The organism is Pseudomonas sp. UBA2684 (assembly GCA_002354655.1).
Classification (GTDB): Bacteria; Pseudomonadota; Gammaproteobacteria; order Pseudomonadales; family Pseudomonadaceae; genus Aquipseudomonas.
This window is the reverse complement of the sequence record DELY01000059.1, coordinates 49766-67936: the sequence shown is the minus strand read 5'-3', so window position 1 is coordinate 67936 and position 18171 is coordinate 49766. Positions and strand designations below refer to the sequence as shown.

Annotated in this window: 19 protein-coding genes and 1 pseudogene; 6 read left to right on the top strand and 14 right to left on the bottom strand. The window is 60.2% G+C overall.

The window, feature by feature from the left end; translation table 11 throughout:
- Positions 1 to 22 precede the first annotated feature (22 nt).
- A complete protein-coding gene (locus B3M58_RS22150) occupies positions 23 to 616 on the top strand; it encodes a phosphoheptose isomerase (RefSeq protein WP_296222544.1) in 594 nt (197 codons plus the stop codon).
- A complete protein-coding gene (locus B3M58_RS22145; protein ID WP_296222542.1) occupies positions 613 to 1146 on the top strand; it encodes a BON domain-containing protein in 534 nt (177 codons plus the stop codon). The genes B3M58_RS22150 and B3M58_RS22145 overlap by 4 nt, the downstream gene beginning before the upstream one ends.
- 50 nt (positions 1147 to 1196) lie before the next feature.
- Here the strand turns inward: B3M58_RS22145 and B3M58_RS22140 are convergent, their stop codons facing one another.
- From B3M58_RS22140 to rplM, 7 genes are all read right to left on the bottom strand, one after another.
- Positions 1197 to 1601 (bottom strand): ClpXP protease specificity-enhancing factor, encoded by a 405-nt coding sequence (locus B3M58_RS22140; RefSeq protein ID WP_296222540.1) that lies wholly within the window; start codon positions 1599 to 1601, stop codon positions 1197 to 1199.
- A gap of 17 nt (positions 1602 to 1618) precedes the next feature.
- Positions 1619 to 2236 (bottom strand): glutathione S-transferase N-terminal domain-containing protein, encoded by a 618-nt coding sequence (locus B3M58_RS22135; RefSeq protein WP_296222538.1) that lies wholly within the window; start codon positions 2234 to 2236, stop codon positions 1619 to 1621.
- An 89-nt stretch (positions 2237 to 2325) separates the two neighbouring features.
- On the bottom strand, positions 2326 to 3105 hold the full coding sequence (locus tag B3M58_RS22130) for a cytochrome c1 (protein ID WP_296222537.1): 780 nt from the start codon (positions 3103 to 3105) through the stop codon (positions 2326 to 2328).
- Complete coding sequence (locus B3M58_RS22125; RefSeq protein ID WP_296222535.1) at positions 3105 to 4316, bottom strand: cytochrome b; 1212 nt, start codon at positions 4314 to 4316, stop codon at positions 3105 to 3107. The genes B3M58_RS22130 and B3M58_RS22125 overlap by 1 nt, the downstream gene beginning before the upstream one ends.
- Complete coding sequence (gene petA / locus B3M58_RS22120) at positions 4316 to 4909, bottom strand: ubiquinol-cytochrome c reductase iron-sulfur subunit (RefSeq protein WP_296222533.1); 594 nt, start codon at positions 4907 to 4909, stop codon at positions 4316 to 4318. Before petA ends, B3M58_RS22125 begins: the two co-directional genes overlap by 1 nt.
- Positions 4910 to 5163: 254 nt before the next feature.
- Positions 5164 to 5556 (bottom strand): 30S ribosomal protein S9, encoded by a 393-nt coding sequence (gene rpsI / locus B3M58_RS22115; RefSeq protein WP_296222531.1) that lies wholly within the window; start codon positions 5554 to 5556, stop codon positions 5164 to 5166.
- A 14-nt stretch (positions 5557 to 5570) separates the two neighbouring features.
- Entirely contained in the window at positions 5571 to 5999 is a 429-nt protein-coding gene (gene rplM / locus B3M58_RS22110) for a 50S ribosomal protein L13 (protein ID WP_019693576.1), read from the bottom strand.
- Between the two features lie 247 nt (positions 6000 to 6246).
- Between rplM and B3M58_RS22105 the strand changes: the two genes are divergently transcribed.
- Positions 6247 to 7284: an NADP(H)-dependent aldo-keto reductase gene (locus B3M58_RS22105; protein ID WP_296222528.1), complete on the top strand. Its 1038-nt coding sequence runs from the start codon at positions 6247 to 6249 to the stop codon at positions 7282 to 7284.
- Between the two features lie 46 nt (positions 7285 to 7330).
- On the opposite strand, the gene B3M58_RS22100 is transcribed toward B3M58_RS22105, so the two are convergent.
- Positions 7331 to 8467 (bottom strand): acyl-CoA dehydrogenase family protein, encoded by a 1137-nt coding sequence (locus tag B3M58_RS22100; RefSeq protein WP_296222527.1) that lies wholly within the window; start codon positions 8465 to 8467, stop codon positions 7331 to 7333.
- 293 nt (positions 8468 to 8760) lie between these two features.
- Between B3M58_RS22100 and B3M58_RS22095 the strand changes: the two genes are divergently transcribed.
- Positions 8761 to 9666, top strand: coding sequence for a GlxA family transcriptional regulator (locus tag B3M58_RS22095; RefSeq protein WP_296222627.1), 906 nt, complete (start codon positions 8761 to 8763; stop codon positions 9664 to 9666).
- A 126-nt stretch (positions 9667 to 9792) separates the two neighbouring features.
- Positions 9793 to 10758, top strand: coding sequence for a hypothetical protein (locus B3M58_RS22090; protein WP_296222526.1), 966 nt, complete (start codon positions 9793 to 9795; stop codon positions 10756 to 10758).
- A 59-nt stretch (positions 10759 to 10817) separates the two neighbouring features.
- Here the strand turns inward: B3M58_RS22090 and zapE are convergent, their stop codons facing one another.
- From zapE to B3M58_RS22075, 3 genes are all read right to left on the bottom strand, one after another.
- On the bottom strand, positions 10818 to 11912 hold the full coding sequence (zapE, locus tag B3M58_RS22085) for a cell division protein ZapE (protein ID WP_296222524.1): 1095 nt from the start codon (positions 11910 to 11912) through the stop codon (positions 10818 to 10820).
- 172 nt (positions 11913 to 12084) lie between these two features.
- Positions 12085 to 13431 (bottom strand): tryptophan--tRNA ligase, encoded by a 1347-nt coding sequence (locus B3M58_RS22080; RefSeq protein WP_296222522.1) that lies wholly within the window; start codon positions 13429 to 13431, stop codon positions 12085 to 12087.
- Between the two features lie 40 nt (positions 13432 to 13471).
- Positions 13472 to 14101 (bottom strand): alpha/beta hydrolase, encoded by a 630-nt coding sequence (locus tag B3M58_RS22075; protein ID WP_296222520.1) that lies wholly within the window; start codon positions 14099 to 14101, stop codon positions 13472 to 13474.
- A 140-nt stretch (positions 14102 to 14241) separates the two neighbouring features.
- Between B3M58_RS22075 and B3M58_RS22070 the strand changes: the two genes are divergently transcribed.
- Positions 14242 to 14679 carry a YhcB family protein gene (locus B3M58_RS22070; RefSeq protein WP_296222518.1) on the top strand — a complete coding sequence of 146 codons (438 nt, stop codon included), beginning with the start codon at positions 14242 to 14244 and terminating at the stop codon, positions 14677 to 14679.
- 192 nt (positions 14680 to 14871) lie between these two features.
- Here the strand turns inward: B3M58_RS22070 and cysN are convergent, their stop codons facing one another.
- The 3 genes and pseudogenes from cysN to B3M58_RS22055 form a co-directional block, all read right to left on the bottom strand.
- Positions 14872 to 16770 (bottom strand): sulfate adenylyltransferase subunit CysN, encoded by a 1899-nt coding sequence (gene cysN / locus B3M58_RS22065; protein WP_296222516.1) that lies wholly within the window; start codon positions 16768 to 16770, stop codon positions 14872 to 14874.
- A 1-nt stretch (position 16771) separates the two neighbouring features.
- Positions 16772 to 17689, bottom strand: a complete 918-nt coding sequence (gene cysD / locus B3M58_RS22060) for a sulfate adenylyltransferase subunit CysD (protein WP_296222515.1) — start codon at positions 17687 to 17689, stop codon at positions 16772 to 16774.
- A 141-nt stretch (positions 17690 to 17830) separates the two neighbouring features.
- A pseudogene (locus B3M58_RS22055) lies at positions 17831 to 18171 on the bottom strand (Nif3-like dinuclear metal center hexameric protein); the annotation flags it as partial.

Below are 18171 nucleotides of genomic sequence, written 5' to 3'. Positions count from 1 at the left end.
CACACTAAAGGTTATTTCTCCGATGGATATGCAAGCCCGTATTCGCCACCTGTTCCAAGCCAGCATCGAAACCAAGCAACAGGCCATGGAAGTGCTCATCCCGTTTATCGAGCAAGGCAGCATGGCCATGGTTCAGGCACTGCTCAGCGAGGGCAAGATTCTCTCCTGCGGCAACGGCGGCTCAGCCGGCGATGCCCAGCACTTTTCCTCCGAGCTACTCAACCGCTTCGAGCGCGAGCGCCCTAGCCTGCCCGCCATCGCCCTGACCACCGACAGCTCGACCATCACCTCGATCGCCAACGATTACAGCTACAACGAGGTGTTCTCCAAGCAGATTCGCGCACTCGGCCAGCCGGGTGACGTACTGCTGGCAATCTCCACCAGCGGCAACTCGGCCAACGTGATCCAGGCCATCCAGGCCGCGCATGACCGTGAAATGACCGTGGTTGCCCTGACTGGCCGCGACGGCGGCGGCATGGCATCGCTGCTGTTGCCGGAAGACGTGGAAATCCGCGTGCCTTCCAAAGTCACCGCGCGCATCCAGGAAGTGCACCTGCTGGCCATCCACTGCCTGTGCGACCTAATCGACAGCCAACTCTTCGGGAGTGAAGAATGACGCGTTCACCGCTAATCCTTGCCGCTCTGGCATTTACCCTGGTTCTCGCCGGCTGCGGCAGTCGCAGTATCGGCAACAAGATCGATGACCAGTTTATCGCCCCCGAAGTTAGCTCCAACGTGGCCCGCGCGCATGCCGACCTGACCAGCCCGACCTCGCACATCGTGGTCACCAGCTACAACGGCGTGGTGCTGCTCGCCGGGCAAACGCCACGTAGCGACTTAAAAGCCGCTGCCGAGCAGGCCGCTCGCAAGGTTCAGGGCGTCAGCAAAGTGCACAACGAACTGCAGGTGCTGCAGCCCACGTCACTGCTGGCACGCAGCAACGATTCGCTGCTGACCACCAAGATCAAGGCACAAATGCTCACCGACAGCAGCGTACCGAGCACACGCATCAAGGTGATCACCGAGAACGGCATCGTCTACCTGCTTGGCCTGGTCTCACGCCAGGAAGCCAATCAGGCGACCAGCCTGGTACAGAGCGTTTCCGGCGTACAGAAGATCATCAAGCTGTTCCAGTACACCAACTAGCAGCACACCTACACAGACAAAAAAGGCGATCCGAGGATCGCCTTTTTTGTTTACTTGACCACTTTCAAGCTGGGCCGCCCACTCGGGCGTGGCGGCTCACCGTCTGGCGGACCCTGATCGTCGCCATCTTCATCGTCCGGCACCGGCGGCTCCAGATCGAAGACCATGCCCTGGCCATTCTCCCGCGCATAAATCGCCAGCACCGCAGCGGACGGCACATACAGGCTATGCGCCACACCACCGAAACGCCCCTCGAAACTCACCGCCTCGTTATCCATATGCAGATGACGCACCGCACTGGGCGACACATTGAGGACGATTTGCCCATCGTTGGCGAAGCCTGACGGTACTTGCACACCAGAGAACTCGGCATTGACCAGCAAATGCGGGGTGCAATCGTTGTCGACGATCCACTCGTAGAGAGCACGAACCAGATAAGGGCGACTGGAGTTCATCGGAACCTCCTCAAGCGTTAACGCATATCACGTTCAACGGGGGACAGACTGACCTGAAAGGCCTCGCGGGCGAACTGACGGTCCATGTAATCGAGCAACGGCTTGGCGGGTTTCGGCAACTCAATCCCCAATACCGGCAAACGCCAGAGGATCGGCAGCAAGCAACAATCGACCAAACTCAACTCATCACTGAGGAAGTACGGCTTATCGGCAAACAGCGGTGAAACGCCGGTCAAGCTCTCACGCAACTCCTTGCGCGCCTGCACACGCGCCGGCTCTTTGCTGCGCGAATCCAGAATCAGATCCACCAACGCACACCAGTCACGCTGAATGCGATGAATCAGCAAGCGGCTATTGGCGCGAGCCACCGGGTACACCGGCAGCAAGGGCGGATGCGGATAGCGCTCATCCAGATATTCCATCACCACCGTCGACTCGTACAGTGCCAGATCGCGATCGACCAGGGTCGGCAGACTGGCGTACGGGTTGACCTCCAGCAGCTTGGGCGGGTAACGGCCCTTTTCGACACTGATGATATCGGCGCTGACACCCTTCTCGGCGAGCACAATGCGTACGCGGTGGGAATAGTGGTCGGCGGGGTCGGAGTAACAGGCCAACCGATTGGTCACGCCCATGGCGGTCCTCCTCGCTTATAAGGTTATGTGAAGCAGAAAGACCTGCGCGCCCAAAGGGGCGCGCAGGTCAACAACGGAGATACAACCGATTAATGCACGTCCTTCCAGTACTCACGCTTGAGCAGATAAGCGAATACGAAGAAGAAGGCAAGATACAGCAGAACATAGGTACCGATACGCTGGCTTTCCAGTTTCACCGGGTTAGCCGAATACGCCAGGAAGGTCACCAGATTCTGGATCTTCTCGTCGAACTGCTCTTCGCTCAGTGCGCCGGTTTTTGGCTCGATGGTCAGTTGGTCACAGGCTTCATGGGTGATCGGCGTGCCGGTCAACGGGTCGAATTGCTTCTTGCCGTTCTCCACCACCTGCACCTGCTTGCAACCGATCACCTGCTTACCTTGCAGACCGATCAGCACGTTCGGCATACCGACGTTCGGGAACACCTTGTTGTTCGCGCCCAGCGGGCGGCTCGGGTCGTCATAGAAGGTACGCAGGTAGGTATACAGCCAATCGGTGCCACGCACACGGGCAACCAGGGTCAGGTCCGGCGGCGCCGCACCGAACCACGCCTTGGCATCGTCCGCCTGCATGCCGATCTTCATGTGATCGCCGATCTTGGCATCGTTGAACACCAGGTTATCCAGCATCACGTCATGCGGAATGCCCAGGTCATCGGCAACCCGCTCGTAACGCTGATACTGCGCCGCGTGACAGCCCATGCAGTAGTTGGCGAAGGTCCGCGCACCATCCTGCATAGCGGCCTTGTCGGTCAGATCGATGTCCACTTTATCCAGCGGATAGTTGCTCGCGGCGCCCACAGCCAGGGCCGGCATGGCAGCAAAAACTAGTGCAGCAAATAACTTTCTCATCAGCCAGTCACCCTTTCCGGAACCGGTTTGGTCTTTTCGAGCCTGGTGTAGAACGGCATCAGGATGAAGTAGGCGAAGTACAGGAACGTACACACCTGCGACAACAGCGTACGACCCGGTGTCGGCGACAGGACGCCCAACACCCCCAGAATCACGAACGAAACACAGAAGATCAGCAGCCAGACCTTGCTCATCCAGCCCTTGTAACGCATCGACTTGACCGGGCTACGGTCCAGCCATGGCAACACGAACAGCACCGCAATCGCCGCACCCATGGCGATTACCCCGAGCAGCTTGTCAGGCACCGCCCGCAGAATCGCGTAGTACGGCGTGAAGTACCACACCGGGGCAATGTGCTCAGGCGTCTTGAACGGGTTGGCCGCTTCGAAGTTCGGCTTCTCAAGGAAGTAACCGCCCATTTCCGGGAAGAAGAACACCACGAAACAGAAGATGAACAGGAACACCACCACGCCGACAATGTCTTTCACCGTGTAGTACGGGTGGAAGGCGATGCCATCCAGCGGGATGCCGTTTTCATCCTTCTTTTTCTTGATGTCGACGCCGTCTGGGTTGTTCGAACCGACTTCGTGCAGCGCCAGGATATGCAGCACCACCAAACCGAGAATCACGATCGGCAAGGCAACCACATGCAGGGCGAAGAAACGGTTCAGGGTGATCCCGGAAATCAGATAGTCACCACGAATCCACTGGGTCAGGTCATCGCCGATCACCGGGATGGCACCAAACAGCGAGATGATCACCTGGGCGCCCCAGTAGGACATCTGCCCCCATGGCAGCAGATAACCCATGAAGGCTTCAGCCATCAGCATCAGGTAGATCAGCATGCCGAAGATCCACACCAACTCGCGCGGCTTCTGGTAGGAGCCATAAAGCAGGCCGCGGAACATGTGCAGATAGACCACGACGAAGAACGCCGAAGCACCGGTGGAGTGCAGGTAGCGCAGAATCCAACCGTACTCCACGTCACGCATGATGTATTCGACCGAGGCGAATGCCTCTTCCGCCGACGGCGTGTAGCTCATGGTCAGCCAAACACCGGTGACGATCTGGTTGACCAGCGCCAGCAATGCCAGGGAACCAAAAAAGTAGAAGAAGTTGAAGTTCTTCGGTGCGTAATACTTGCTCAGATGGTCTTCCCACATCTTGGTCGCGGGGAAGCGCGCATCCACCCATTCCATGAACTTACTCATTATGCTTGCTCCTGGTCCACACCGATGACGATCACATCATCCGACTCGTAAGTGTGCGGGGGCACCGGCAGGTTCAAGGGCGCAGGCTGCCCTTTATAGACCCGGCCAGCGAGGTCATAACGGGAACCGTGGCATGGGCAGAAGTAACCACCCACCCAATCTGCCCCTAAATCGGCAGGTGCGACTTCCGGGCGGAAAGACGGGGCGCAGCCCAGGTGAGTACACAACCCCACCAGCAGCAGCAACTCCGGCTTGATCGAACGCGTCTTCGGGTCGACATAAGCCGGCTGTACCGAAGACTGCGAGTCGAAGTCGGCCAGTTGTGGCTCAAGCTTCACCAGATTGCTGAGAATCTCTTCGGTACGGCGCACGATAAATACCGGCTGCCCCCGCCACTCGGCAACCATTTGCTGACCTGGCTCGATCTTGCCGACGTTCACCGTCACCGGTGCACCGGCAGCTTTAGCCTTAGCGCTCGGGAACCATGACCCCACGAACGGGACCGCGGCACCCACCGCTCCAGCAGCACCCACCACAGAGGTGGCTGCCACTAAGAAGCGACGCCGGCCTGCATTCACGCCGTCATTGCTCATTCAGTCGTCTCCCATCAGCTTTGTGGCCTGTTGGTCAGGCCTCTACTAGGTAAAAATCGGGTAGCGCAAAAAATTCGCCAAATGGTAAAGAAAAGCCCCTTTTCTGACAAGGTAATTACCCCATCCACAGTGGCTCAACACCTTACAGGGCGCGGCATTTACGTCTGCGGCATGATGTCGCAGAGCAGCCGAACGCGCATAAAAAACGCCCAGCTCCGAAAGGAAACTGGGCGCTTTTGAACGCAGGTAGCGAATTAACGCTTGGAGTACTGCGGACGCTTACGCGCTTTACGCAGACCAACCTTCTTACGCTCAACTTCACGTGCATCGCGAGTCACGAAGCCAGCCTTGCGCAGTGCAGGGCGCAGCGATTCGTCGTAATCCATCAGTGCGCGGGTGATACCGTGGCGAATTGCGCCAGCTTGACCACTCACGCCGCCACCGATAACGGTGACGTAGATATCGAACTTCTCGCCCAACTGGGTCAGCTCCAACGGCTGGCGAACTACCATGCGGGCAGTTTCACGACCGAAGAAGGTGTCGAGGGTGCGATTGTTGATGGAGATTTTGCCAGTGCCCGCACGCAGGAAAACGCGAGCTGTTGCAGTCTTGCGACGGCCAGTGCCGTAATTTTGAGTCGCCGACATAATGAACTATTCCGTTAAAACTTCAGTTCTTGGGGCTGCTGAGCAGTATGGGGGTGAGCAGCGCCCGCATAGACTTTCAGCTTACGGTACATGTCGCGACCCAGCGGATTCTTCGGCAACATGCCTTTAACCGCGGTCTCGATCACGCGCTCAGGGGCTTTAGCGATCAACTTTTCGAAGTTGATCGACTTAATGCCGCCCGGGAAACCGGAGTGGGAGTAGTAAATTTTGTCAGTGGTCTTAGCACCGGTAACACGAATCTGCTCGGCATTGATCACGACGATGTAATCGCCGGTATCGACGTGCGGAGTGTACTCCGGCTTGTGCTTGCCACGCAGACGGCTCGCGATTTCGGTAGCCAGACGACCCAGGGTCTGACCCGCAGCGTCGACGACAAACCAGTCGCGCTTTACTGTTTCCGGTTTAGCAGTAAAAGTTTTCATTCTTTATAGCCTCAGGGGCCGCCCTGATAAATAAGACGGCGGATCTTACTGAATAGTGCGTACTTTGACAAGTCAAAGGCAGCCGAAGACAGACGCTATCGGGGGCTCGGGTCAGCGCGTCCGTAATACGGCAAGATTCTTCGGCGGGCGGCGCATCACTTCCACCGCAGAAAGAGGTGCGCAATTATGCAGATTGCGAAAATAAATTCAACCTGCTTGTATGGTTGTTTTGCGGAAGGAGCACCCAATGGATTATCGCCAACTCGGTCGGACGGATTTAAGCGTCAGCACCCTTTGCCTGGGCACCATGACCTGGGGCGAGCAAAATAGCGCCGACGAGGCATTCGCGCAGATCGAACGCGCCAAAGCCTGCGGCATCAATTTCATCGATACCGCCGAGATGTACCCGGTGCCACCGCGCGCCGAGACCTACAGCAAGACCGAACAAATCATCGGCGACTATTTCAAACAACGCGGCGATCGCAGCGACTGGGTACTGGCCAGCAAGATCGCCGGCCCCGGCAACGGCATCGACTACATCCGCGGCGGACACCTCAAACACAACCGCCAGCACATCGTGGCGGCCCTCGACGCCAGCCTCAAGCGCCTGCAGACCGACTGGATCGACCTGTATCAGCTGCACTGGCCGGAGCGCCCCACCAACTATTTCGGCCAGCTCGGCTATCGCCACCAAGACAGCGACTTCACGCCCCTTGAAGAAACTCTCGACGCGCTCGACGAGCAGGTCAAGGCCGGCAAGATCCGCCATATCGGCCTGTCCAACGAAACGCCTTGGGGCGCCATGAAATTCCTGCAACTGGCCGAACAGCGCGGCTGGCCGCGCAGCGTTTCCATCCAGAACCCCTACAACCTGCTCAACCGCAGCTTTGAGGTCGGCCTGGCCGAGGTCGCCATCCGCGAACAGTGCGGGCTGCTCGCCTATTCGCCACTGGCCTTCGGCATGCTTAGCGGCAAATATGAAGGCGGAGCCCGCCCCGAGGGCGCACGCATCAGCCTGTTCAGCCGCTTCGCCCGCTACACCAATCCGCAATCGGAGGCCGCCTGTTCGCACTATGTCGCCCTGGCGCGCGAGCACGGCCTGGACCCGGCGCAAATGGCCCTGGCCTTTGTCACCGCCCAGCCATTCGTCACCAGCAACATCATCGGCGCCACCAGCCTGGAGCAACTGGATAGCAACCTGACCAGCGCCGAACTCAAACTGAGCGCAGACGTGCTAGCCGGCATCGAAGCCATCCACAAGGATCAGCCCAACCCGGCCCCCTGAAATAGAAAAGCCCGGCAATTGCCGGGCTTTTCATCTCAACGCCAGATCACAGCGAGCGGGCGATGATCTCTTTCATGATCTCGTTGGTGCCCGCATAAATGCGCTGCACCCGCGCATCGGCCCAGGCCCGCGCCACCGGGTATTCCCACATAAAGCCGTAGCCGCCGTGCAGTTGCACGCACTCATCGAGCACCTTGCATTGCAGGTCGGTGCCCCAGTACTTGAGCATCGCCGCGGTCGGCACATCGAGCTTGCCCTCAAGGTGCAGCTCCAGGCAACGATCGACAAACACGCGGCCAACCTGAATCTCGGTGGCCATCTCGGCCAGCTTGAAGCGGGTGTTCTGGAAGTCTGCAATCGACTTGCCGAAGGCCTTGCGCTCGCGGGTGTACTCCAGCGTCCACTTCAGCGCCGCCTCGGCCGAAGCCAGTGCACCAATGCCCACGGTCAGGCGCTCCTGCGGCAGCTCCTGCATCAGGTAGGCGAAGCCCATGCCGGCTTGGCCCAGTAGGTTTTCCTTGGGTACGCGCACGTCCTGGAAGAACAGCTCGGAGGTGTCCTGCGCCTTCATGCCGACCTTTTCCAGGCGCTTACCCTTGGAGAAACCCGGGGTATCAGCCTCGACCAGGAACAGGCTGGTGCCCTTGGCCCCGGCTTTTGGATCGGTCTTGGCCACCACGATCACCAGGTCTGCCAGGTAGCCGTTGGTGATAAAGGTCTTCGAGCCGTTGATCACATACTCGTCGCCATCCAGCACCGCAGTGGTTTTTACGCCTTGCAGATCGGAGCCCGCGCCCGGCTCGGTCATCGCGATGGCGGTCACCATCTCGCCGGAAACCAGCTTGGGCAGGTACTTGTGTTTCAGCGCCTCGGAGCCGTAATGCAGGATGTAGGGCGCGACGATGTCGGAGTGCAGGGAGAAGCCGATACCGGTCAAACCCAGACGGCCGATCTCCTCGATCACCACGGTGCTGTAGAGAAAGTCCGCCGCCATGCCGCCGTACTCCTCCGGAATATGCGAGCAGAGCATGCCCGCCTCCCCCGCCTTGTTCCACAGCGCGCGGTCGATGTAGCCATCCTTCTCCCACTGCTGATGGAAAGGCACGGCCTCCTGCTCAAGGAACTTGCGCACGCTGTCGCGAAACAATTCATGGTCGGAGCTGAAGATGGTTCTTGGGATCATGCTGGCACCTAAGGAAGCGGTCTGGAGACGAAATACACAGACCCAGACTGTAGGCCAGCCGAAGCGTCGGACACACTGGACACATGCGCCAAAAAATAAGACGATCCAGCCGTATCTTGACCACTTTACCCCTAAGGCGGCGTTAAGCGGTTTCGACCGCCAAGCGCTCCCTCTCACCATAAGAACAACAAACGATGACCATTCCGCAGTCCGCACCGCTCAAGCGCGTCAGTATTCTCGCCACCGACGGCGTGTTCGCTTCGACCCTGATGCAGGCCAAAGACTTCTTCCATATGGCCAGCCTGCGCTACGGCAAACAACAGGGCCTGGGCCTGACCCCGACCTTCGAGATTCATCTGGTCAGCCCGGACGGGAAACCGGTGCGCAGTTTCAGCAATGTGCTGATGCCCGTGGATGGCCCGCTGGACAGGGCCGATGTGATCATCCTGCCGGCCTTCTGGGACGACTTCGACGCGCTGTGCCAGCGCCACCCGCAGGTGCTCAGCTGGCTGAAGCAACGCCACGCCGCCGGCAGCGCGATCTGCGGCGAAGCCACCGGAGTGTTCTGGATGGCCCAGGCCGGCCTGCTCGACGGCAAGGAAGCGACCACCTACTGGCGCTTCTTCAGCGAGTTCGCCGAACGCTTCCCCAAGGTGCTGCTGAACCAGGAAAAGCACCTGTCGGATGCCGACAACCTGTACTGCGCCGGCGGCACCACCTCGGCCTGCGACCTGTACATCTACCTGATCGAACGCTTCTGCGGCGCCAGCGTGGCCCAGGGCGTGGCCCGCGACATTCTGTATGAGGTGCAACGCAATTACGCCCCGGGGCGCATCGGTTTTGGCGGGCAAAAACTGCACCACGACCTGACCATCCTGCAAATCCAGCAATGGCTGGAAGAGCACTTCGCCGACAAGTTTCGCTTCGAAGACGTGGCCCGCGAGCACGGCATGAGCATCCGCAACTTTATGCGGCGGTTCCAGGCCGCCACCGGCGACAAGCCACTGCATTACCTGCAACGCCTGCGCATCGAAACCGCCAAGGGCCTGCTCAGCGCCACCCGCAAGAGCATCAAAACCATCAGCTATGAGGTCGGTTACGACGATGCCAGCTTCTTCGCCCGGTTGTTTCGGCAGCACACGGAACTGTCACCCAACCAGTACCGCCGGCAGTTTCAGCACAAGGACAGCCATGCTTAAGGTCGGCGGGTAACAGCGCGCGCATGCCCACCCCACCGCGCAACTCATCCTTGGATGGGTGGGCCGCACGCGGTAGCGCTCTATGATCGGCGCACCCCTACCTACAACAACAATCAGGTCATCGCCATGCGCCGCACTCTTATTGCCATACTCGCCGCTTGCAGCTTCAGCGCTGTGGCCGCCGACGACTGGAAACCCTTCCCCTACGATCAAAGCGCCTACGACTACAGCGGCGACAAGCTGCGCCAGGCCTGGCCGCAGCTGACCCGCGGCTTCGGCACTGATTACCCGTTCCCAGACGCCGACTGGGTGCTGACCATGGCCACCACCTACCCCAAGGCGCTGGAGCTGACCGTGACCGGCGACACCGGCTTTACCGGCAAACCCGAGGAGGCCGAGCGGTACGCCGCCAAGTTGCAGGATGTATGGCGCCTGATGTTCCGTGGCGACTTCGCCGAAGCGAAGCAGCAGGGCCTGGCGCTCGGCGTTGGCGGGCAGATTCCGGCGATGTTTGCCCAGGTGATCTACGCCATGTTCCTGGTGCCTAACCAGGCGGAAAAACACCAGTTGCTGGAAGAGGTGATCACCTACACCGAGCAGGCCGGCGAGCTGATCAAGGCCGACACTGTGGCGCAATTCGGCAGCGTGTATGCCAAGGCGCGCCTGGGTGAAGAACTGTCGGTCCCGGTGGTACTGAAACGCGGCTACACCTCGCAGATCCCTGAAGAGCTGAAAGCCCTGCTGGCCAAGCAACCGCAGCAACCTTTCGCCCTGGCGCTTTACGGCGGCTATGAAGCCGGGGTGATTCGCAAGGTCGGCAAACTGGTTGGGCGCATGACCTACGGTGTTAGCGCCGACAATATGGAGAAGTACTTCAGCCGCAGCTTCAAGGCCCAGGACAACCTGCCCATCGGCCACTATGAATACGCCAACGCCCTGACCTACGTGTACGGCGACGACGAGCAGGCCAAGGCCCTGCAACACCTCAAGCGCGCCGTGGCGATCAAACCGATCAACGCCATGGAAGCCCTGGAAGTGGCCTACGCGCAGAAGATGCTCGCCCAGCACGAGCAGAAACTGGCGCAGCACTAAAAACGCCGCCGACAAAAAAGCTGCCCTGGGGCAGCTTTTTTGTCGGCTATGTGTCGAGCCTACGGCTTGTGCGGCCGCGAGAGGAACTCATGCGACTGCATTTCCAGTAACCGGCTCAGGGTGCGCTGGAACTCAAAGTTCAACCGACCACCGCTATAGAGGTCCTTCAACTCGACCTCGGCAGAGATGATCAGCTTGACGTTGCGGTCATAGAACTCGTCCACCAGATTGATGAACCGTCGCGCCATGTCTTCCTTGGCCACGCCCATCTGCTCGACGTTGGCCAGCAGCACAGCGTGGAAAATCTTGCCCAGCTCGATGTAGTCGTTCTGGCTGCGCGGGCCGTCGCACAGCTCGCGGAACTCGAACCAGGCCACGTCGTCGCCGACCTTGCGCGCCGTGAGGGCGCGGTTTTCGATCATCAGCGCCTCGTTTTCCTGCACCGAGCAGTGTTCGGGCAACAGGCTCTTGAAACTCTTTTCCAGGCTTTCCTCGGCCGCCGCATCCAGCGGCCAGTGGAACAGCTCGGCCTGCTCCAGCGCGCGCAAGCGATAATCCACGCCGCTATCGACGTTGACGATCTCGGTGTGCTGTTTCAGCAGGGCAATGGCCGGCAAGAAACGCGCGCGCTGCAAACCGTCCTTGTACAAGCCGTCGGGGACAATGTTGGAGGTCGCGACCAGGCTGACGCCGTTCTTGAACAGCTCATCCAGCAGGGTGGCAAGGATCATCGCGTCGGTAATATCGCTGACGAAGAATTCGTCGAAGCAGATCACTCGCGCCTCATCGGCGAAACGCTTGCCGATAATGGTCAGTGGATTCTTTTCGCCCTTGAGAGTGCGCATCTCTTCGTGCACACGCTTCATAAAGCGGTGGAAGTGGGTGCGCTCCTTCTCTTTGAACGGCAGCGCCTCGAAGAAGGTATCGACCAGATAGGTCTTGCCGCGCCCCACGCCGCCCCAGAAGTACAGGCCCTTTACCGGGCCTTGGGGCTTTTTGCCGAACAGTCTGCCGAACACGCCGGAGGTGCCCTTGTCTGCGGCGATCAGATCGTCGTACAGGCGCTGCAAATGGCGCACCGCAGTTTCCTGGGCGGCATCATGGAAAAAGTCTGGGCGTTTGAGATCGGCCTGGTAGCGCTCGAGGGGAGTCATATTCGTTAGCCGGGCAAGTAAAACGGGGGCGTCACTTTAGCGATGCCCCTGCGGATTGGCAATCGGCTTATAGATGGCGTACCGGTCCGCGGAAGGGGCTTTAGCCGCGATGCACTGGCACCAGCAAGCTGTCGCGGCTAAAGCCCCTCCCACAAAACCATCTTCTAGCGCGTTATTCCTGAACAGCCAGTGCCTCACGCAGACGCTGGATCGCCGCCTGACAGGCGCTGCTGTCAGCAAACGCGGGGCTCTGCGCCACGCACTCATCGTCCAGCCAGACGCCGAAGCCACCATCCTGCTCGCGTACATCCAGCGCTTCGCCGGACTGCAGGCGTTTATTAACCATGCCCGCGGCCTTGCCATCGGCAAAAGACCTGGACAGCAGCAGCTGCTCACCGGCGGCATCGAGCAGGCGGAAACGGAAGCTGCCGTCGTCGTCACGGAAGCTGACAAAACGCGCACTCTTGCCGGCTTTCTTCTTTTCGCCCGCGCCGCTGACCGCCTTACTGCGGAATGAACGCAGGCCCACGGCTTCGCGCAACTCACCGAGGAACGGCGTGGCGGTCTTGCGCGCCTTGGCGGCACCGGCCAGCAGAATATCTTCCAGGTCGGCCGGCTTTTCGATCAGCGCATGGTAACGCTCACGCGCCTCGCCCAACTCAGCGTCGAGCAACAGGAACAGACGCTGCTTAGCCTCACCCCAGGCTAGGCCGTCGGTGAGTTCGGCGCGAAAATCCGCCTGCTGCGTCGGTGCGGCAAACGCCTGATAAAGGGTGAACAGATGCGAACTGTCCGGGTCTTTCGCCTCGCCGGGTAGCTTGGAGTCGGTGACGATACGGGCGATGGCGTCCTTGAGCTGCTTGGCGCTGCCGAACAACGGAATGGTGTTGTCGTAGCTTTTGCTCATCTTGCGCCCGTCAAGGCCTGGCAAGGTGGCCACGTCTTCCTCAATCACCGCTTCGGGCAGGGTGAACAGCTCGCGGCCAACGCCAAACAGGTGGTTGAAGCGCTGAGCAATGTCGCGGGCCATTTCCACGTGCTGGATCTGATCACGACCGACCGGGACCTTGTGCGCGTTGAACATCAGGATGTCCGCCGCCATCAGCACCGGGTAGCTGAACAGACCCATGGTGATGCCGGCATCCGGGTCTTCACCCTGCTCGACGTTCTTGTCCACCGAGGCCTTGTAGGCGTGGGCGCGGTTAAGCAGGCCCTTGCCGGCCACGCAGGTGAGCAACCAGCACAGCTCGGGTATCTCGGGGATATCGGACTGGCGGTAGAAGGTCGCCTTGTTCACATCCAGGCCACAGGCCAGCCAGGTGGCGGCGATCTCCAGGCGCGAACGCTGGATGCGTGCCGGCTCGTCGCACTTGATCAGCGCGTGGTAGTCGGCGAGGAAATAGAACGAATCCGCATCGGCGGCGCGGCTGGCAACGATGGCCGGGCGAATCGCGCCCGCGTAGTTGCCCAGGTGCGGGGTGCCGGTGGTGGTGATGCCGGTAAGGATACGAGTGGTCATGGCGTTCGCTTATCAACTCAGGCTCAGGCAGCCCGCAAGGTCAGAGACGCGGCAGTAAGAGATCTTTCAAATCCGTCAGCTTGCCGTGAAAAAAGTGGCCGCATTCTGCCACTTTCAGCAGCTCATGGGCACGTCCGAGTGCCGCCGACCATTGGTAAACCTCCTGCGGGTCGATGACTTCGTCGTCTTGCGGCTGGATCACGATCAGCGGGCATTTGCTGGCTGGAGGATTTTCTTCGGTCAGGCGATGCACCGCCGGGGCCAGCATAAACAGCTTGTCGAGCGTCACTCCCTGGGCCTCCAGACGCGCGCCCAGGGCGGCGGCGACAAACCCGCCAAAGGAAAAGCCCAGCAGGGTCAACGGCAACTCGGGGTACTGCGCACGCAGCCAGGTGGCCACGGCTTCGCCGTCATCCACCTCTCCGCTGCCCATGTCATGGCTGCCGGCACTGACTCCGACGCCGCGGTAGTTGAAGCGCAGGGTGGCCAGGCCGGCATCGCGCGCAGTGCGCTGCACGGTTGAGACTACTTTATTGAGCATGGTGCCGCCCTGTACCGGATTAGGGTGGCAGATCAGCGCCACACCACGGGCATCAGGGGTATCCAGCCACAGGGCTTCGAGTTGGCCGCAGGGGCCATCGATAAATACGGGGGTTTCGCGGGTGAGCAACAGGGAACTCCGTGACCTCGCAGTGGGTCGACTCGTCTAGCTGACAGCCTGCGCCGCACACATCTCGGCATTGCATTGCGGTATACAGCGCAGGTTCGAGCCGTTAACGTAAAGCAAAGCCGTTTAGAGAGGAAGGACTCGTGGAACAGACGCTTACCGCCTGGTTGCTACCCGCCATTACCCTGGTAGCCGGCATTGCCATTGGCTTCTTGATTGCCCGCCTTGCGCCCAATGCCGCCCCTAGCCGCACGCAGCGCCAGTTGGACGAAATGCAGGCTCGCTTCGATACTTACCAGAGCGAGGTGGTAACCCACTTCAACACCACCGCCAACCTGGTGAAGAAGCTCACCCAGAGCTACCAGGAAGTACAGGAACACATGTCCGAAGGGGCCAGCCGCCTGGCGCTCGACGAACTGACCCGACAGCGCCTGCTCGCCTCGCTGCATACCGAGGACGGCCTGGAAAAGCGCGAGCGCCTGACGCCGCCGAAAAACAATGAAATGCCCAAGGATTACGCGCCGAAAAGCGCCGATGTACCGGGCATGCTCGATGAAAACTACGGTTTGAAGAACAAGTAATAATTGCCCGCTCCAAAATCCCCGGCCTAAACAGCCGGGGATTTTTGTTGGAGCCGGGCTTGTAGGAGCGGCGGGGACGCCTAGTCCATGCCCGCGAAACAGCTATCGCGGCCATGGGCCGCTCCTACGGGTAACCTGGCTCAAATAAAAAGCCCCGCACATGGCGGGGCTCCTTACAGACAAACGTCAGGCTTAGATCGCGCCGCGCTCACGCAGCAGCGCCAGCACCTGTTTCACACCCTCTTCCACCGACACCGACTGCGTATCGATCACCAGATCGGCATTCAGCGGGATGTCATACGGGAAGGACTCGCCTGGGATGTTGTCGCCAGCGGCGGCATACAGGCCCTGCGGATCACGCTCGGCGCAGACCTGCGGCGATGCCTGCACATAGACAGTGATCAGACGCTCGGTGCCGATCAGCGCCTTGGCCTGTTCACGGCCTTCGGCGTCTGGCGCGACGAACGCCGCCAGAGTCAGCAGGCCGGCTTCGTTGAACTGACGCGCCACATGCGCGGCACGCCGCCAGTTCTCGGTACGCCCGGCACGATCCTGCGGCAGGCCCTTGTTCAGGTCATGACGCAGGTTCTGGCCATCCAGCACGTAGACCGCACGGCCCATGTCGAACAGCTTGCGCTCCACGGCGTAGGCCAGGGTGCTCTTGCCGGCGCCCGATAGGCCGCTGAACAGCACGGTGGCCGGTTGCTGGCCGAAGCGCGTGGCACGCTCTTCGGTCGACACATGAGCCAGCTCACCATGATGAGTGCCGCCGCCGGCACCAACCGGTTCGGCGATGATCATGCCAGCACCGACGGTGCCATTGGTCAGGCGGTCGATGACGATAAACGAGCCGGTGGTGCGGTTGTGCGCGTAGCCGTCCAGCGCGATCGGCGCATCCAGGGCGATACGTACCTGGCCGATTTCGTTGAGCTGCAAGCTGCTCGCCGCACCCTCTTCCAAGGTATTCACATCGACCCGGTGGGTGATGCTGGCAATCGAGCCCGGCACGTAGCTGGTGGCGCGCTTGATGTCGTATTTTTTGCCCGGCAGCATCGGCTCTTCGGCCATCCACACCAGCATGGCGTCGAAGCTGTCGACCACCTGCGGACGGTTGTCGCCATGCACCAGCATGTCGCCACGCGACACGTCGATCTCGTCTTCCAGGGTCAGGGTAATCGCCTGGCCCGGGCCGGCCTGTTCCAGCTCACCTTCGAAGGTGACGATGGACTTAACCTTGCTGCCCTTGCCCGACGGCAGGGCAATGATTTCGTCGCCCTTGCGCACGATGCCGCTGGCCAGGGTGCCGGCGAAACCACGGAAGTTCAGGTTGGGACGGTTGACGTACTGCACCGGGAAACGCAGGTCGTTGAAGTTGCGATCACCCGCCACTTCCACGGTCTCGAGGATTTCCATCAGCGACTGGCCGGTGTACCAGGGCGACTGCTCGCTCTTGTTGACCACGTTGTCGCCTTTCAGCGCCGACATCGGCACGAAGTGCATCGAGCTTGGCTTGAAGGCAATGCCTTCGACAAACGCCAGGTAATCGCTCTTGATCTGCTCGAACACGCCCTGGTCGAAGCCCTTGAGGTCCATCTTGTTGACGGCGATGACGATGTGCTTGATGCCCAGCAAGGAGGCAATGAAGCTGTGCCGCTTGGTCTGGGTCTGCACGCCGTAACGGGCGTCGATCAGGATGATCGCCAGGTCGCAGTTGGACGCGCCGGTCGCCATGTTGCGGGTGTACTGCTCATGGCCGGGGGTGTCGGCGATGATGAACTTGCGCTTGGTGGTGCTGAAGTAGCGGTACGCCACATCGATGGTGATGCCTTGCTCGCGCTCGGCTTGCAGGCCGTCGACCAGCAGCGCCAGGTCGATATCTTCACCGGTGGTGCCGACTTTCTTGGAGTCTTTGGTGATGGCATCCAGATGGTCTTCATAGATCATCTTGGAGTCATGCAGCAGGCGGCCGATCAGGGTGCTTTTGCCGTCGTCGACGTTGCCGCACGTCAGGAAGCGCAGCAGCTCTTTACGCTCGTGCTGGGCCAGGTAGGCGAGGATGTCCTCGCTGATCAGTTCGGATTGGTGCGACATATTAAAAGTACCCCTGACGTTTCTTCTCTTCCATCGAGCCGGAGGAGTCATGGTCGATAACTCGGCCTTGGCGCTCAGAAGTCTTGGCCAGCAACATTTCCTGAATGATTTCCGGCAGGGTGCTGGCGGTGGATTCCACCGCGCCAGTCAGCGGGTAGCAACCCAGGGTACGGAAACGCACCATCTTCTTGTGGATGCTGGCTTTTTGCTCAGGGGTGAGGTGTTCGAGGATGCGCTCGTCGTCGATCATGATCAGCGCGCCGTTCATCTCGATCACTTCGCGCTCTTCGGCGAAGTACAGCGGCACGATCGGGATCTGTTCCAGATAGATGTACTGCCAGATATCCAGCTCGGTCCAGTTGGACAGCGGGAATACACGGATCGACTCGCCTTTTTTGACGTTGCCGTTGTACACGTTCCACAGCTCGGGACGCTGGTTCTTCGGGTCCCAGCGGTGCTTGCTGTCGCGGAAGGAGTACACGCGCTCCTTGGCGCGGGATTTCTCTTCGTCGCGACGCGCGCCACCGAAGGCGGCGTCGAAGCCGTACTTGTCCAGCGCCTGCTTGAGGCCCTCGGTCTTCATCACGTCGGTGTGCTTGGCACTGCCGTAGGTGAAGGGGTTCATGTCCTGCGCCACGCCATCGGGATTGGTGTGGGTAATCAAGTCCAGGCCGTACTCTTTGACCATCTTCTCGCGGAAGCGGTACATCTCCTGGAACTTCCAGCGCGTATCGACGTGCATCACCGGGAACGGCAGCTTGCCGGGAAAGAACGCCTTGCGCGCCAGATGCAGCATCACGGCGGAGTCTTTACCGATGGAATAGAGCATTACCGGGTTGTCGAATTCGGCGGCCACTTCACGAATGATGTGGATACTTTCCGCCTCCAGCTGTTTCAGGTGGGTCAATTTATCGAGCATGGTTACTCACGGTTTGCTGTGTAATGGGGCCGGCGGGCCGTGGACGATGGCGCACTCTAGCACAGCGCCCTCTTCTATTCAGGACGCCAGTTAGATCGAAAAGATCTAGCTTTATGCCCAGCGTTTCGCCCGGTCTGGCGGCTAAATCGGATTCGGGCAGTCGATAAACCGATGCTCGATGGCAAAGCGTCGTGCCAGGTACTCGCCAAGCGCCTGCACGCCATAACGCTCGGTGGCGTGGTGGCCGGCGGCGATAAAGCTGATGCGGTTTTCGCGGGCGCTGTGGAAGGTTTGCTCGGAGGCCTCACCGGTCAGGTACAGGTCGACGCCAGCGGCAATCGCCTGGTCGATATAACCCTGACCGCCACCCGTGCACCAGCCAACCCGGCGGATCATCTCCGGGCCTTCGACCAACAGCGGCTCGCGGCCCAGCACCTGCTGCACGCGCCAGGCAAAGTCGCGCGGGCTCAGCGGCTCGGCCA